The following is a 13,707-nucleotide window of genomic DNA, read 5'->3' on the forward strand; positions in this document are numbered from 1 at the left end:
GGGTGGGGGCGGGTTTGTTCATCTGTTGTCCGATGCCTTCGTAGACCATGCGCCGGCCAGCGCCTTGCGGTCCAGCTTGCCGTTGGGGTTGCGGGGGAGGGGGCCGTCATGGGCGTGGATGCGGGCCGGGACCATGTAGGCGGGCATGCGGGCCTTGCATTGGGCCAGCAGGGCGTTTACGTCCAGGGGCGCGTCCGCCGTCGGCGGCGTGGCGATGACGGCGATGATCTGGCCCAGGGTGTCGTCGGGGATGCCGAAGGCCACGCATTCGCCTACCAGCCGGGTGGCGTAGAGGATTTCTTCCACTTCCGTGGGACTGACCCGGTAGCCCGAGGTCTTGATCATCTCGTCCCGACGGCCGATGAAGTAGAGGTAGCCGTCTTCGTCGTATCGCACCGTGTCGCCGGAGAAGACGGCGATCTCGGGCAGGACCAGACCGGGCTCGCGGCCCGGGGCCAGGGCGGGCAGGGGCCTGAAGTGGCGGGCGGTCTTGTCCGGATCGTTCCAGTAGCCCTGGGCCACCAGGGCGCCCCGTTGGACCAGTTCTCCCGGTTCGTTGGGGGCGCAAGGGCTGCCGTCTTCCCGCAGGACCAGGACTTCGGCATTGGGGATGGCCTTGCCGATGGAGTCGGGGCGTCGATCCACCTCTTCCGGCGGCAGGTAGGTGGCGCGGAAGGCTTCGGTGAGGCCATACATTAAATAGGGTCGTGTGCGGGGCAGGGTATCCCGCAGTCGACGCAGGGTGGCCAGGGGCATGCGCCCGCCGGTGTTGGCGATGTAGCGCAGGTGTTCGTCGATGCCCTCGGGCCAGTCCTGCTGGGTGAGCTGAATCCACAGGGGCGGTACGGCGGTCAGGCCGGTCACCCGTTCCCGGACCAGAGCCTTGAGTATGTCCCGGGGCAGCAGATAGTTGAGCAGGACCACTCGGGCGCCGGCATGGAAGGCGGTGGTGAGCTGGGAAAATCCCGCGTCGAAGGACAGGGGCAGGGCGGCCAGCAGGGTGTCGTCGGAGTGGTTTTCCAGGTATTGGGCCACGCTTCTGGCGCCCATGACTATGTTGCGATGGGACAGGACCACCCCCTTCGGGCCGCCGGTGCTGCCGGAAGTGTAGAGGATGGCGGCCATGTCGGTGTCGATGATGCGCGGCTCCCGGTAGTCGGCATGGCCGCCCGGTTCGGGCCAGCCATGGAGGGCGATGCCGGGCAGGTCGGGCATGCTGTCGGGGGCTTCGGTCAGGATGATGTGGCGCAGGTCGTGGCAGTCCGCCAAGGCTTCCAGCAGGCCGCCGAGGCGGGCGGGAGAGGTGATCAGGATGCGCACGTTGCAGTTGCGCAGGATGTAGGCCACCTGGTCGGGCTTGAGAATCGGGTTCACCGGCACGAAGACGCCCCCCGCCGCGCTGGTGCCGAAGATGCCGGTGACGGTTTCCAGGCGTTTTTCCAGGTAGACGGCCACCCGTTCGCCGCGTGTGAGGCCGATGGAGGCCAGTGCGGCGGCAAAGTCCCGGATGGCCTGGGTGGTGTGCCCGTAGGTCCGGGTGGTGTCACCATGGGTGAGGGCGGGGGCTTCCGGGGTTCGTTCGCCGGCGGCGAAGGGAAGATGGTGCAGGAGGTAGGTGCTGTCCATGGGGGCCTCGCGCTGTTTTTCAGGCATTCTGCAGGAGGTCTATAATCAAAGCCAAGCGCAATCATGGAGCGGCCGCTGTGAAAAACCTGTCGACGAATCATCGCTCATCCCCGCGTTCTCGACCTCTTGGTGGGTGGATCCTGGCCCTCCTGCTAATGATGTCTCTGTCGGCGGCGGCATCGGAGCTGGCCGATACCATCGCCCGGATCAAGCCCTCCGTGGTGGGGGTGGGCACCTTTCAGCCTACCGGCTCGCCCCGGGCAAATCTGCTGGGGACGGGATTTGCGGTGGCTGACGGGCGCCATGTGATCACCAATGACCATGTGATTCCCTTGACCATTGATACAGCCAATCGGGAGCATCTGGCGGTCTTCGTCCCCGGGTCCGGAGATTCCGGCGAGATGCGCCGGGCGGAGCGAGTGGCTTCCGATCCGTTACGGGATCTGGTGTTGTTGAAGATCGAGGGGGCGCCTCTGCCCACATTGCGCCTGGGCAACTCCGACCGCCTGCGGGAAGGCGAGACGGTGGCGCTTACCGGCTTTCCCATCGGCGCCATGCTGGGGCTGGTGCCGGCCACTCATGTGGGGATTGTTTCCGCCATCACGCCGGTTGCCATGCCCATGCATTCCACCCAGCAGCTGGACCCCCGGGTGATCCGGCGTCTGCGTGATCCCTATGCGGTGTTTCAGCTGGATGCCACGGCCTACCCCGGCAACAGCGGCAGCCCCCTGTACCGGCCCGCGACCGGCGAGGTGGTGGGGGTGTTGAACATGGTGTTTGTGAAGGAGGGGCGGGAGCGGGCGCTGGATCGGCCCAGCGGTATCAGCTATGCCATCCCCGGGAATTACATCCGGGATCTGTTGCGGCAGGTGGATCTGACGCCTTGAATGGGGCATTCCGGTGCCGGAGGGCATCCAGGTATCCATGTCGGGACCCATCTGATTCTTCCACGTCATTCCCGCGAAAGCGGGAATCCAGTCGCGGTTGGAGCATCCGTCCTGGGCTCCCGCTTTCGCGGGAGTGACGGGGTAGGCGCTAACGTGATGAGGCAGGCTCGGGAGCGACGGGGTGGGTTTAGAACGATCGCATGACCAGCACCTGCACCTTGAACAGAATGGCGGTCACCAGCAGGCCGATGCCGCCGGTGAGAATGACGATCAACTCCAGTCCGAGAAGGTAGTAATCACCCATCAGCCAGGTCCCGGTGCTGGCAAGACAGGTGGCAATGCCCAGCAGGGCAATGAGGGTGCCGGCAAAGTCCAGGATTTTTTCCATGTTCCGGTCCTGTTGGGTTGAGTTGGTGCGGTGGTTTCATCTCCAGAGTCTAGCAAGCAGCCGGCATTTTGCGGTTCGACGGGGCTTCCGCATCAAGCGGGTTTTGCTGCTCTCATGTGGCCATCATGGAGTCTGATTTGCATTGACCCCGGTGGGTTGTTTTCAATGGTACGACATGAGTTGAAACAGGCATTTCGGTTGGCAGGGTATCGTAGGTGTGAGGTGTTGCTGTTTTGTCGGTTTTTTTTACATGCCGGATGTAAGTGAATGCTTTTTCGCCACGGCCGATGATGATGTCGTTGTCAGCCGCTATGATTTGAGTAGGCATGATCATGGACGCTGGTGTTGTCGGTTGTTTATCGTCAATTCATATGTCGGCTTGGTTTACAAAGTCAGGTTGATTTTGTGAGTGTTGTCACGTTACATTGCACACAATATCCCCGCGATTCCGGGGCTTGATCGGGTTGGCTTTATTTTTGCTTAATTTTGTTGCAGGGGTTGACGCCATATCCTGGCTGCGCCCGGACAGGTTTCTGGTAAGCTTGCGCAGTTGTCGTTGTTCTGAATGCTGCCGGTCCGAGTGAGAGGGGGATTGCTCCTTCCCGGTAGCTTCCGGCTGAAGCGTCTTGTTTGCCTTGCTGCCATGAATTCCTACCTATTGCGAGGCTGGTTGTGATGGCTGACAAAAACATGCCCAACACTGGTGATGAGCGTTCCCGCACTTTGCTTCCTTCTGACGGCGAGGTTTCGGGAATCTCATGCTCTCAGGGGGTACAGTCCAGTCGGAGACGATTTGCTCTGGCTGCCGGCTCAACCTCTGTCCTCTTCGCCTTGGTCAACAGGCCGGCCTTGGGGGCGTGGGCCTGTGTCGCCGATACGCCCTCCGGGTTTGATTCGCTGAAGGCCAGTGGTCGCAAGGGGGATCGGGAAAACTTGCTCTGTGGGAAATCACCCGGATATTGGGGGAATGCCGCTAAGGTTCAGGGGGCGTCTTCCTCTGAGTTGGGCAGACTGTTCACCGATGTGTTCGTCTCCGCAAATCATTTTCAGGTTGTGGAGGATGTTCGTGATGCGGATTTAAGGATCAGTGCCTTGACGCTCGGCGATGTTGTATCCAGGCATCAGCACAAGAAGCAGTCGTTTCGTGATCCGGATAATCTTGCTCGTGCATTTGTGGCAGCTTATATGAATGCCACGACATGGCCAGGCACGTATCCTTTAAGTCCACGTCATGTGGTATCGATGTGGCATGAGCTTGATGGGGCGGGCGTGTATATGGTCAGGCCCGGGGTATCCTGGGATAAGGCCCGCGTGAAGGAATATCTCGAATCAACCTACGAAAGGACTGTCTGGATTGATGATGCCGACGAGTTTTTCGACGTCTCGGACAGCTCTCCGGATTGACCTTGGAGATTGATCACACAGACGGTATCGCTTGGCAATTGCATCCTGCAGGCGTGATCGTTCGAACCCTGGATGATGGCGTGGCCGTTTTTCACCAGGGTTCGGGTGATGTCTTTGTGCTGTCCCGTTTTCACGGTGAGGTGCTGGAGCATCTGGCGGCCGGGCGCGGCGATTTCATGGCATTGTTGCGGTCTTGCGCCCCCGACACCGAAACTTCCGGATCCGAAGATCTCCAATGCAAAACCCAGGAAGCGTTGTATCAGGTCATGTCCACCCTGGAGGGGATGCAGTTGGTGGAGCGGACGGCATAGAGGCCTCCCTCCCGTTGGTTGAGGTGGGTGCCATCCCCGCCCGTGACTTCAGAGCGCTGGTAGCCGGTGCCGGTGCCATTATCCATTTCGGGCGCTTTTCCTTTCGCCTGAGTTCCCCCGTTGAACACCTGGCCGATGAAGTCCATCGGATGTATCGGCATCACCCGGTGAGCCTGGAAGGGTTCGCCGACTTCCATGTGGAGGTGAGGCCGCCCCGTAATCTGCGGCGATGGTTCGGCAGGCAGCTTGAATTCCATGTGGACGGCAGTTCGTCTTTCTTCCCCTTGCCCCATGCGCAGGCCTTTCCGTTGCTGGAATGGGGGCTTAACTGGTGCGTGCATGACGCCGTGAAGGATTGCCTGATTCTGCATGCCGCCGTGGTGGAAAAGGACGGCAAGGCTCTGTTGATTCCCGCGCCGCCGGGTTCCGGCAAGAGCACCCTGGTGGCAGGGTTGGTGCATCACGGTTGGCGGTTGCTGTCGGATGAGCTGGCGCCGCTGGCCCTGGATGCACTCAGCATCGAAGGGTTGGCGCGCCCGATCAGTCTGAAGAATGACTCCATCGACCTGGTCAAGAGGCTGACGGGGGAGGATGCGTTCAGTGGGACGGTGCGGGACACCGTGAAGGGTTCGGTGGCGCTCATGCGCCCGCCCCGGGAGAGCGTGCTGGCCGTGCGGCGTCCGGCCGCCCCGGTGGCGGTGATCTTTCCGAAATTCACCCGTGGTGCCCGGCCCGTGCATCGCGGGGTGGGGCAGGGTGCCGCGTTTGCACTGCTGATGGAGAGCGCCTTCAATTTTTCAGCCCTGCGTCGGCAAGGTTTTGAAGCGTTGGCGGATCTTGTGGAGCGTTGCGGGTGCCACGAAATCGGCTACGGTAGTCTGGATGAGGGTATGCGGCTGGTGGAGGACATCCATGCCGCTGCCTGACGCGCGTGGTTCGGCAAGGGGGCTGCTCGTGTCCGGGGTGCTGGATCCCGTATCCCTGGGGACCCTTTCTCCCGGCCAGTGGGACGTATTGATCAGGCAGGCCCGCCTGAGTCGATTACTTGGCCGGTTGGCGGTGGGGCTTGAGGCGTGCGGATTACTGGCGTCCGTGCCCATCGGTCCTCGTCAGCATCTGGAATGGGCCATTGCCCGGGTGAATACCCAGGCAGAGGAGCTGGGGTGGGAGCTGTCCTGTATCGAGGAGGCGCTGTCCGGGCTGGATGTGCCGGTCATTCTGCTCAAGGGCGCGGCCTACCATGTGGCCGGTCTGGCGTTTGCCGGAGGGCGCCTGTTTGGTGATATCGACATCATGGTGGCGCCGGAGGCGTTGCCTCGGGTGGAGGCGGCGCTGATGCTCAAGGGCTGGGTGAACAGCCATCATGATGACTACGATCAGCGTTATTACCGTGAGTGGATGCATGAATTGCCGCCGATGCAGCATATCCGTCGCGGCACGACCCTTGACGTCCATCATTCGATCCTGCCGCCCACGGCCCGTCTGAAGACCCGTCCGGACTTGCTGATGGATGCCGCGATGACCCTCGACGGCTGTTTCTTCAGGGTGCTGGCGCCGGAGGACCGGGTGCTGCACAGCGCGACGCATCTGTTCTTTTCCGAGGGCGAGATGGCCGGCGGGCTCCGGGATCTGTTGGATCTGGACGGGATGATCCGGGGTTTTTCGGGCGACGAGGACTGGCGGCGCCTGCTGCTGCGGGCGGCCGAGATCGGGCTGGAGCGTCCCCTGTTCATGGCGCTGCATTACCTGGATCGTCTGGTGGGTACGCCTGTCCCGGGAGATGTGCTGGATCTGGCGCGGCGCCGTTATCCGGTGGGGTTCGGGGGGGCGGTGCTGGACTGGGGGTTGAGGATGTCCCTGTCCCCTTCGGACACCCTGGATCGGGGTGTCCCTCGGCGTTTGAGTGAGTGGCTGCTGATCATTCGGGGGCACTGGCAGAAAATGCCCCCTCATTTGCTGGTGATGCATCTGGGCAGGAAGGCCTTTGTTCGGCAGTCCTGAAGCCCGGTTCATCGCCGGGCCTGTTTCTTCCTAGTAGCGCGGCGCCCGTTCCCACTCCAGCGAGGTGCGAACGATGAACGCCAGGTCGTCGTGTCGCGGGGTCCAGCCCAATGTGGCGCGGATTCGGTCCGCCGCGGCCACCAGGCTGGGCGGGTCGCCGGGGCGGCGCGGTTCTTCCCGGATGTCCAGCGGCTTGCCGTTCAGGCGCTCCACCGCATCCAGCACTTCCCTGACGCTCAGGCCGTGGCCGTAGCCCACATTGAAGGTGTCCGATTCGCCTCCGGCGCGGAGGTGTTCCAGGGCCTTGAGGTGGGCGGCCGCCAGATCGCTGACGTGGATGTAGTCGCGCACGCCGGTACCGTCGGGGGTAGGGTAGTCGGTACCGAAGATGGAGACATGGGCGCGCTTGCCCACGGCGGCTTCGCAGGCCACCTTGACCAGCAGGGTGGCCTTTGCGGTGGACTGGCCGATGCGACCTTGCGGGTCGGAGCCGGCGACATTGAAGTAGCGCAGGATGACATGGCGCATTTCGCCGGCGGCGGAGAGATCCCTGAGCATCCATTCGCTCATGAGCTTGGAGGTGCCGTAGGGGTTGATGGGGGCGGTAGGGCTGTCTTCCCGGGCGATGCCGTCGTGGGGGATGCCGTAGACGGCGGCGGTGGAGGAGAAGACAAAATGCTTGACGCCGGCCCGGGCGCAGCATTCCAGCAGGGTGCGGGTGCCGCAGGTGTTGTTGCCGTAGTACTTGAGCGGATCGGCGACGGATTCCGGGACGATGGTGTGGGCGGCGAAGTGCATGACAGTGTCGATGTCATGCTCGTGCAGGATGCGACTGACCAGGGGCTTGTCGCCGATGTCGCCGATGATCAGTGTGTCCTGGTTGACGGCGTCCGCGAAGCCGGTGGAGAGGTTGTCCAGGACGATGACGCGTTCACCGGCCTCGGCCAGCATCAGGGCGGTGTGGCTGCCGATATAGCCGGCGCCGCCGGTGACGAGAATGGGGCTGTTTGACATGGCAATCCCTGTGATCCTTCATGTGGGAGCGGCTCCTGGCCGCGAAGGGTTTTGTGCCTGTTGATGTGTTGCCACTCGCCGGCGAGGCCGGCTCCCACTGGGCTTGCTCGTCTTGCGTGGGAGCGACCCCTGGCCGCGAAAGGGGTCATCAGGCCTGGATGGACCGGCCCCGGCCGATGGCGTAATAGGCAAACCCCATGTCTTCCAGGTGCCGTGGCTCGTAGAGGTTGCGACCGTCAAAGATGGTCGGGGTCTTGAGCTGCCTGCGGATCAAATCGAAGTCCGGGCTGCGAAAGACGTTCCATTCGGTGACGATGGCCAGTGCATCGGCGCCTGTCAGGGCCTCCTCATGGTCTTCGCACAGGGCCAGGTCCGGGCGCTCACCGTAGATGCGAGCGCATTCCTCCATGGCCACCGGGTCGTGGGCGCGGACGTGGACGCCGGCATCCCACAGTGCTTCCATCAGGGTGCGGCTGGAGGCCTCGCGCATGTCATCCGTGTTGGGTTTGAAGGAAAGGCCCCACAGGGCGATGGTGCGGCCCTTGAGGTCGCCGTCGAAGTGGGTGCGGATTTTGTCGAACAGACGTTCTTTCTGGCGCTCATTCACGTCCTCCACGGCGGCCAGCAGCTGGGCCTTGAAACCCACCTGGCGGGCGGTGCGTTCCAGGGCCTTCACGTCCTTGGGGAAGCAGGAACCGCCGTAGCCGCAACCGGGATAGATGAAGTGGTAGCCGATGCGCGGGTCGGAGCCGATGCCCTGGCGCACATGCTCGATGTCGGCGCCCAGTTTTTCCGCCAGGTTGGCCAGTTCGTTCATGAAGCTGATCTTGGTGGCCAGCATGGCGTTGGCGGCGTATTTGGTCAGTTCCGCCGAGCGGATGTCCATGGCCATGACCCGATCATGATTGCGGTTGAAGGGGGCATAGAGGGCACGCATGAGTTCGGCGGTGCGCGGGTTGTCGGTGCCGACGATGATGCGGTCAGGCTTCATGAAGTCGTCGATGGCAGCCCCTTCCTTGAGGAATTCCGGGTTGGAGACCACATCGAAGTCCACCTGGGAACCACGCTGGGCCAGGGTGTCGGTGATGGCCGCCTTGACCTTGTCGGCGGTGCCCACGGGGACGGTGGACTTGTTCACCACGATGCGGTACTCGCTCATGTTGTCGGCGATGGCGCGGGCCACGGCCAGTACGTGGCTCAGGTCGGCTGAACCGTCTTCGTCGGGTGGGGTGCCAACCGCGATGAACTGAAACAGCCCGTGCCTGACCCCTTCCGTCGGGTCCAGGGTGAAAGCGAGGCGCCCGGCGGCGGCGTTTTCGGCTACAAGATCATCCAGGCCGGGCTCGTAGATGGGGATCTCGCCGCGCTTGAGGCGTTCGATCTTGTCGGGGTCGATGTCCACGCACAGGACATGGTTGCCCACTTCCGCCAGGCAGGCGCCCGTGACCAGTCCTACGTAGCCGGAGCCGTATATGGTGACCTTCATGATCGTGCGATTCCCCTGATGTGGATCTTTGAGTCAATCGGGCATCGTAGCAAAGGCCTGTGATGACTTCATTAAGGAAACGCTCCCCTTCCTGCGCCGATTCCCCGAGACATTCACCTCATTCCCGCGAAAGGCTCACTGCGTCGCTCCCGCGAAAGCGGGAGTCCATGGGCGCTCAACCCACGACTGGATTCCCGCTTTCGCGGGAATGACGAATCCATTGCGTGGTCCGATGTGAGCGGCCGGGAATTTTGCCTTAATTGAAATTAGTGCTTGACAGTGGGGCCGCTCATGCGAATAATCACCGGCTTTCACCCCTGGAGGGGTTCCCGAGCGGTCAAAGGGGGCAGACTGTAAATCTGCTGGCTCAGCCTTCGAAGGTTCGAATCCTTCCCCCTCCACCAGATTCCTGGTCCCGGCGTTCACTGGTTTTGCAGTATGAGGTGGCGCCGGGTTTCCTTCCTGAGTCAGGGAAGGTGATGTGTTTTACTTGGCGTCCCGTCTTTCGGGTTTGTAGCGGGCGGGTGCCGGCAAGGCGACTGAGTGGCGCTACCGGCAGTGCGGGGTTCCGCGGGTGTAGTTCAATGGTAGAACCTCAGCCTTCCAAGCTGATGATGTGGGTTCGATTCCCATCACCCGCTCCAACAGCATAGTTATAGAGTCCGGCCCATATAGCTCAGTCGGTAGAGCACTTCCTTGGTAAGGAAGAGGTCACCGGTTCAAGTCCGGTTATGGGCTCCAACGTATATTTTTTGTAAAGCAAGAACTTCAACCGGGGTGCTAGACCATGTCGAAGGAAAAATTCGAGCGTAAGAAGCCGCACGTGAACGTGGGCACCATTGGTCACGTCGACCATGGCAAGACCACGCTGACGGCGGCGCTGACGGTGGTTCAGGCGAAGAAGTTTGGTGGTGAGGCCCGTGCCTACGACCAGATCGACAACGCCCCGGAAGAGCGCGCTCGCGGTATCACCATTGCCACCGCGCACGTGGAGTATGAGTCCGACAACCGTCACTATGCCCACGTTGACTGCCCCGGCCACGCCGACTATGTGAAGAACATGATCACCGGTGCGGCGCAGATGGACGGCGCGATCCTGGTGGTGTCCGCGGCCGACGGCCCGATGCCCCAGACTCGCGAGCACATCCTGCTGGCCCGTCAGGTGGGTGTGCCCTACATCGTCGTGTTCCTGAACAAGGCCGACATGGTGGACGACGCCGAGCTGCTGGAGCTGGTGGAAATGGAAGTGCGCGACCTGCTGTCGAGCTACGACTTCCCTGGCGACGACACCCCGATCATCGTGGGTTCCGCGCTCAAGGCGCTGGAAGGCGACACCTCCGATATCGGCATGCCGGCCATCGACAAGCTGATTGCGGCCCTGGACGAGTATATTCCGGAGCCGGAGCGTGCCATCGACGGTGCATTCCTGATGCCGGTGGAAGACGTGTTCTCCATCTCCGGTCGTGGTACTGTGGTGACCGGTCGTATCGAGCGCGGCATCGTGAAGGTGGGTGACGAAGTCTCCATCGTGGGTATCCGCGACACCATCAAGACCACCGTGACCGGCGTGGAAATGTTCCGCAAGCTGCTGGATCAGGGGCAGGCGGGTGACAACGTGGGCGTGCTGCTGCGCGGCACCAAGCGTGACGAAGTGGAGCGTGGCCAGGTGCTGTGCAAGAGCGGCTCCATCACCCCGCACACCAAGTTTGAAGCGGAAGTGTACGTGCTGTCGAAGGAAGAGGGTGGTCGTCACACCCCGTTCTTCAACGGCTACCGTCCGCAGTTCTACTTCCGTACCACGGACGTGACCGGTTCCTGCGATCTGCCGGAAGGCATCGAGATGGTGATGCCGGGTGACAACGTGAAGATGACCGTGTCCCTGATCGCGCCGATCGCGATGGAAGACGGTCTGCGCTTCGCGATCCGTGAAGGTGGCCGTACCGTCGGCGCTGGCGTGGTCGCCAAGATTATCGAGTAAGCAGTAAGAAGTGCTGGCGGAATCATCCGCCGAGGCGATACAATCGTCTGGCTGCATCGGCTTGAGTCCGGCGCCCGAAATCGGGCGCCGGGTTTAAATCGAAAGGCGATTCGCTTGTATCGGTTGTTACAGGCCAGTAGCTCAATTGGCAGAGCAGCGGTCTCCAAAACCGCAGGTTGGGGGTTCGAGTCCCTCCTGGCCTGCCATCTCTCGCAGGCAGTTGCGATTGCAACCGGGTCAAGTTCTATCCCATGGCAGGTAAAGCGGAAGTAGAAGGTGCCGGTTTCGATACCGTCAAGCTGCTGGCAGCCGTTGGGCTGCTGGTGGCGGGCGTCGTCGGCTTTTATTGGTTCTCGGACGGGTCGACGCTCCTCCGCGTCCTGGGTCTGCTGGCAATCAGCGGGGTGGCGGTGGGTATCGTGTTCACCACTGCCAAAGGCCGGGCGCTGGCGGGTTTCCTCCAGGATTCACGCACGGAAGTGCGCAAGATGGTCTGGCCCACCCGGGTCGAGACCCTGCAGACTTCTCTGGTCGTCCTGGCTGTGACCATCCTTGTGGCGATCATGTTGTGGCTGATCGACATGCTGTTGGGGTGGTCGATTCGCGAATTCATCCGCTGAGCAATTAGGAAGTCAAGATGGCCCTGCGTTGGTATGTCGTGCATGCATATTCCGGTTTCGAGAATCAGGTGAAGCGCTCCCTCAAGGAGCGCGTTGCCCGTTTTGACATGCAGGACAAGTTCGGGGACATCCTCGTGCCCACCGAGGAAGTGGTGGAGATGCGCGACGGGCAGAAGCGCAAGAGCGAGCGCAAATTCTTCCCCGGCTACGTCCTGGTTCAGATGGAAATGGACGAAGATACCTGGCACCTCGTGAAGAGCGTGCCCAAGGTGCTGGGTTTCATTGGCGCCAATGCTGATCGTCCCACGCCCATTTCCGACAAAGAAGCGGATGTCATTCTGCAGCGCATGCAGGAAGGCGCGGAGAAACCGCGTCCCAAGGTCTTGTTCGAGCCCGGCGAGGTGGTCCGGGTGACCGATGGCCCCTTCAACGACTTCAATGCCGTCGTCGAAGAGGTGAACTACGACAAGAACCGCCTGCTGGTGGCTGTGCAGATTTTTGGCCGCTCCACGCCCGTGGAGCTGGAGTTCCATCAGGTCGAGAAGGTCTAGGTCTGCTGGAAGCATCGAATCGCGGCAGGACCCGGGGTGCCCGGGTCCTGCCGCTTTTCCTCAGGGGAGCCGCAAGGCGCTAGTACCCATACTCAGGAGTTCATGTCATGGCTAAGAAAATCGAAGCTTACATCAAGCTTCAGGTGGCCGCCGGTAAGGCCAATCCCAGTCCCCCCGTCGGCCCCGCGCTGGGTCAGCGCGGTGTGAACATCATGGAATTCTGCAAGGCCTTCAATGCCCAGACCCAGAATCTGGAGCCGGGCCTGCCGATTCCCGTGGTGATCACTGTCTATTCCGACCGTTCTTTCACCTTCATCACCAAGACCCCGCCGGCTTCCGTGCTGCTGCGCAAGGCCGCTGGTGTGCCCAAGGGCTCCGCCACCCCCAATACCGTCAAGGTGGGCAAGGTGACCCGCGAGCAGGTGGAAGAAGTCGCCCGTACCAAGATGCCCGACCTGACCGCCGCGGATCTGGATGCCGCCGTGCGTTCCATCGCCGGCAGTGCGCGCAGTATGGGTCTTGACGTGGAGGGCGTGTGAGATGGCAAAGCTGAGCAAGCGCATGCGGGCGATCCGCGAGAAGGTCGAGCCGGGCAAGATGTATCCGGTGTCCGAGGCCCTTCAACTGCTGAAGGACACGGCTTCCGCCAAGTTCAGTGAATCCGTGGACGTGGCCGTGAATCTGGGTGTGGACCCGCGTAAGTCCGACCAGGTGGTGCGTGGTTCCACCGTGCTGCCCAACGGCACCGGCAAGACCGTGCGCGTGGCCGTGTTCACCCAGGGTGCCAATGCCGATGCCGCCCGCGAGGCCGGCGCCGACGTCGTGGGCATGGATGATCTGGCCGCCGAGGTGAAGGCCGGCAATCTGAACTTTGACGTGGTGATCGCCAGCCCCGACGCCATGCGCGTGGTGGGTCAGCTGGGCCAGATCCTGGGTCCCCGCGGTCTGATGCCGAATCCCAAGGTGGGTACGGTGGCCGCCGACGTGGCCGGCGCGGTGAGGAATGCCAAGGCCGGTCAGGTGCGCTATCGCACCGACAAGGGCGGAATCATCCACTGCACCATCGGCAACGTGAGCTTTGAGCCCAAGGCGCTGGAAGAAAACCTGATGGCGTTGCTGGGTGACCTGATGAAGGCCAAGCCGTCCGCCGCCAAGGGTGTGTACATGAAGCGGGTGACCGTTTCCACCACCATGGGCCCCGGCGTTCCGGTGGATCAGGGTTCGCTGGCGCTGTAATGGCATCAAGCCCCTCTCCCGCTGGCGGGAGAGGGGTGTGTAAGTGTTTTAGTTTGGGTGGGACTGCCGGCGCAAGCCGGTATCCGTCCAAGACCGCAGGCGTCCCGGTTGTCGGGACTTAATGGAAGCATCAGGTCCGCCTGCGCAGACGGTGTCTCCCGATTCAGGTTCTTCCTGCTGAGGGTACGCCGTAAAGGTAGTCGAG

15 protein-coding genes and 4 tRNA genes are annotated in these 13,707 nt (G+C 62.1%); 14 read left to right on the top strand and 5 right to left on the bottom strand.

Annotation, left to right across the window (positions count from 1 at the left end; genetic code table 11):
* Positions 1-18: 18 nt before the first annotated feature.
* Complete coding sequence (locus tag CKO35_RS14055; RefSeq protein ID WP_200176801.1) at positions 19-1,626, bottom strand: acyl-CoA ligase (AMP-forming), exosortase A system-associated; 1,608 nt, start codon at positions 1,624-1,626, stop codon at positions 19-21.
* A 155-nt stretch (positions 1,627-1,781) separates the two neighbouring features.
* Here CKO35_RS14055 and CKO35_RS14060 point away from each other — a divergent pair, with 155 nt between their 5' ends.
* The gene (locus tag CKO35_RS14060; RefSeq protein WP_200176768.1) at positions 1,782-2,513 is read left to right on the top strand and encodes a S1C family serine protease; all 732 of its coding nucleotides are present in this window, start codon (positions 1,782-1,784) and stop codon (positions 2,511-2,513) included.
* Positions 2,514-2,700: 187 nt separating this feature from the next.
* Here CKO35_RS14060 and CKO35_RS14065 read toward each other — a convergent pair whose 3' ends face one another.
* Together CKO35_RS14065 and CKO35_RS14070 are read right to left on the bottom strand one after the other, a co-directional pair.
* Positions 2,701-2,901, bottom strand: a complete 201-nt coding sequence (locus CKO35_RS14065; protein WP_200176769.1) for a hypothetical protein — start codon at positions 2,899-2,901, stop codon at positions 2,701-2,703.
* Positions 2,902-3,013: 112 nt separating this feature from the next.
* Entirely contained in the window at positions 3,014-3,235 is a 222-nt protein-coding gene (locus tag CKO35_RS14070; RefSeq protein ID WP_207143791.1) for a hypothetical protein, read from the bottom strand.
* A 341-nt stretch (positions 3,236-3,576) separates the two neighbouring features.
* Here CKO35_RS14070 and CKO35_RS14075 point away from each other — a divergent pair, with 341 nt between their 5' ends.
* The 4 genes from CKO35_RS14075 to CKO35_RS14090 are packed head-to-tail and all read left to right on the top strand — an operon-like array spanning position 3,577 to position 6,617.
* Positions 3,577-4,305 carry a hypothetical protein gene (locus CKO35_RS14075; RefSeq protein WP_200176771.1) on the top strand — a complete coding sequence of 243 codons (729 nt, stop codon included), beginning with the start codon at positions 3,577-3,579 and terminating at the stop codon, positions 4,303-4,305.
* A gap of 53 nt (positions 4,306-4,358) precedes the next feature.
* Positions 4,359-4,616: an HPr-rel-A system PqqD family peptide chaperone gene (locus CKO35_RS14080; protein WP_200176772.1), complete on the top strand. Its 258-nt coding sequence runs from the start codon at positions 4,359-4,361 to the stop codon at positions 4,614-4,616.
* A 23-nt stretch (positions 4,617-4,639) separates the two neighbouring features.
* Positions 4,640-5,542, top strand: coding sequence for an HprK-related kinase A (locus CKO35_RS14085; protein ID WP_200176773.1), 903 nt, complete (start codon positions 4,640-4,642; stop codon positions 5,540-5,542).
* Positions 5,529-6,617 (top strand): nucleotidyltransferase domain-containing protein, encoded by a 1,089-nt coding sequence (locus CKO35_RS14090; RefSeq protein ID WP_200176774.1) that lies wholly within the window; start codon positions 5,529-5,531, stop codon positions 6,615-6,617. The genes CKO35_RS14085 and CKO35_RS14090 overlap by 14 nt, the downstream gene beginning before the upstream one ends.
* A 30-nt stretch (positions 6,618-6,647) precedes the next feature.
* Here the strand turns inward: CKO35_RS14090 and galE are convergent, their stop codons facing one another.
* The gene (gene galE, locus CKO35_RS14095; protein ID WP_200176775.1) at positions 6,648-7,631 is read right to left on the bottom strand and encodes a UDP-glucose 4-epimerase GalE; all 984 of its coding nucleotides are present in this window, start codon (positions 7,629-7,631) and stop codon (positions 6,648-6,650) included.
* 148 nt (positions 7,632-7,779) lie between these two features.
* On the bottom strand, positions 7,780-9,117 hold the full coding sequence (locus CKO35_RS14100) for a UDP-glucose dehydrogenase family protein (RefSeq protein WP_200176776.1): 1,338 nt from the start codon (positions 9,115-9,117) through the stop codon (positions 7,780-7,782).
* A 319-nt stretch (positions 9,118-9,436) separates the two neighbouring features.
* Between CKO35_RS14100 and CKO35_RS14105 the strand changes: the two genes are divergently transcribed.
* From CKO35_RS14105 to rplA, 9 genes are all read left to right on the top strand, one after another.
* Positions 9,437-9,521: transfer RNA gene (locus CKO35_RS14105), tRNA-Tyr, on the top strand.
* A 166-nt stretch (positions 9,522-9,687) separates the two neighbouring features.
* Positions 9,688-9,761: transfer RNA gene (locus tag CKO35_RS14110), tRNA-Gly, on the top strand.
* A gap of 21 nt (positions 9,762-9,782) precedes the next feature.
* A tRNA-Thr gene (locus CKO35_RS14115) sits at positions 9,783-9,858 on the top strand.
* Between the two features lie 46 nt (positions 9,859-9,904).
* The gene (tuf, locus tag CKO35_RS14120; RefSeq protein WP_200176777.1) at positions 9,905-11,095 is read left to right on the top strand and encodes an elongation factor Tu; all 1,191 of its coding nucleotides are present in this window, start codon (positions 9,905-9,907) and stop codon (positions 11,093-11,095) included.
* Between the two features lie 130 nt (positions 11,096-11,225).
* Positions 11,226-11,301: transfer RNA gene (locus CKO35_RS14125), tRNA-Trp, on the top strand.
* 45 nt (positions 11,302-11,346) lie between these two features.
* Positions 11,347-11,715, top strand: a complete 369-nt coding sequence (gene secE, locus CKO35_RS14130; protein WP_200176778.1) for a preprotein translocase subunit SecE — start codon at positions 11,347-11,349, stop codon at positions 11,713-11,715.
* Between the two features lie 17 nt (positions 11,716-11,732).
* A complete protein-coding gene (gene nusG, locus CKO35_RS14135; protein ID WP_200176779.1) occupies positions 11,733-12,266 on the top strand; it encodes a transcription termination/antitermination protein NusG in 534 nt (177 codons plus the stop codon).
* Positions 12,267-12,373: 107 nt separating this feature from the next.
* Positions 12,374-12,805, top strand: coding sequence for a 50S ribosomal protein L11 (gene rplK, locus CKO35_RS14140; protein ID WP_200176780.1), 432 nt, complete (start codon positions 12,374-12,376; stop codon positions 12,803-12,805).
* 1 nt (position 12,806) lies between these two features.
* Entirely contained in the window at positions 12,807-13,502 is a 696-nt protein-coding gene (rplA, locus tag CKO35_RS14145; RefSeq protein ID WP_200176781.1) for a 50S ribosomal protein L1, read from the top strand.
* Positions 13,503-13,707: the final 205 nt, after the last annotated feature.

This window comes from Ectothiorhodospira shaposhnikovii (assembly GCF_016584105.1).
In the GTDB taxonomy this organism is placed as follows: domain Bacteria; phylum Pseudomonadota; class Gammaproteobacteria; order Ectothiorhodospirales; family Ectothiorhodospiraceae; genus Ectothiorhodospira; species Ectothiorhodospira shaposhnikovii.

What these genes read in the sequence shown, in the direction of transcription:
- CKO35_RS14055 (WP_200176801.1), bottom strand. Translation starts at nt 1,626, where the DNA reads ATGGACAGCACCTACCTCCTGCACCATCTTCCCTTCGCCGCCGGCGAA.
- CKO35_RS14060 (WP_200176768.1), top strand. Translation starts at nt 1,782, where the DNA reads ATGATGTCTCTGTCGGCGGCGGCATCGGAGCTGGCCGATACCATCGCC.
- CKO35_RS14065 (WP_200176769.1), bottom strand. Translation starts at nt 2,901, where the DNA reads ATGGAAAAAATCCTGGACTTTGCCGGCACCCTCATTGCCCTGCTGGGC.
- CKO35_RS14070 (WP_207143791.1), bottom strand. Translation starts at nt 3,235, where the DNA reads ATGATCATGCCTACTCAAATCATAGCGGCTGACAACGACATCATCATC.
- CKO35_RS14075 (WP_200176771.1), top strand. Translation starts at nt 3,577, where the DNA reads ATGGCTGACAAAAACATGCCCAACACTGGTGATGAGCGTTCCCGCACT.
- CKO35_RS14090 (WP_200176774.1), top strand. Translation starts at nt 5,529, where the DNA reads ATGCCGCTGCCTGACGCGCGTGGTTCGGCAAGGGGGCTGCTCGTGTCC.
- galE (WP_200176775.1), bottom strand. Translation starts at nt 7,631, where the DNA reads ATGTCAAACAGCCCCATTCTCGTCACCGGCGGCGCCGGCTATATCGGC.
- CKO35_RS14100 (WP_200176776.1), bottom strand. Translation starts at nt 9,117, where the DNA reads ATGAAGGTCACCATATACGGCTCCGGCTACGTAGGACTGGTCACGGGC.
- tuf (WP_200176777.1), top strand. Translation starts at nt 9,905, where the DNA reads ATGTCGAAGGAAAAATTCGAGCGTAAGAAGCCGCACGTGAACGTGGGC.
- secE (WP_200176778.1), top strand. Translation starts at nt 11,347, where the DNA reads ATGGCAGGTAAAGCGGAAGTAGAAGGTGCCGGTTTCGATACCGTCAAG.
- nusG (WP_200176779.1), top strand. Translation starts at nt 11,733, where the DNA reads ATGGCCCTGCGTTGGTATGTCGTGCATGCATATTCCGGTTTCGAGAAT.
- rplK (WP_200176780.1), top strand. Translation starts at nt 12,374, where the DNA reads ATGGCTAAGAAAATCGAAGCTTACATCAAGCTTCAGGTGGCCGCCGGT.
- rplA (WP_200176781.1), top strand. Translation starts at nt 12,807, where the DNA reads ATGGCAAAGCTGAGCAAGCGCATGCGGGCGATCCGCGAGAAGGTCGAG.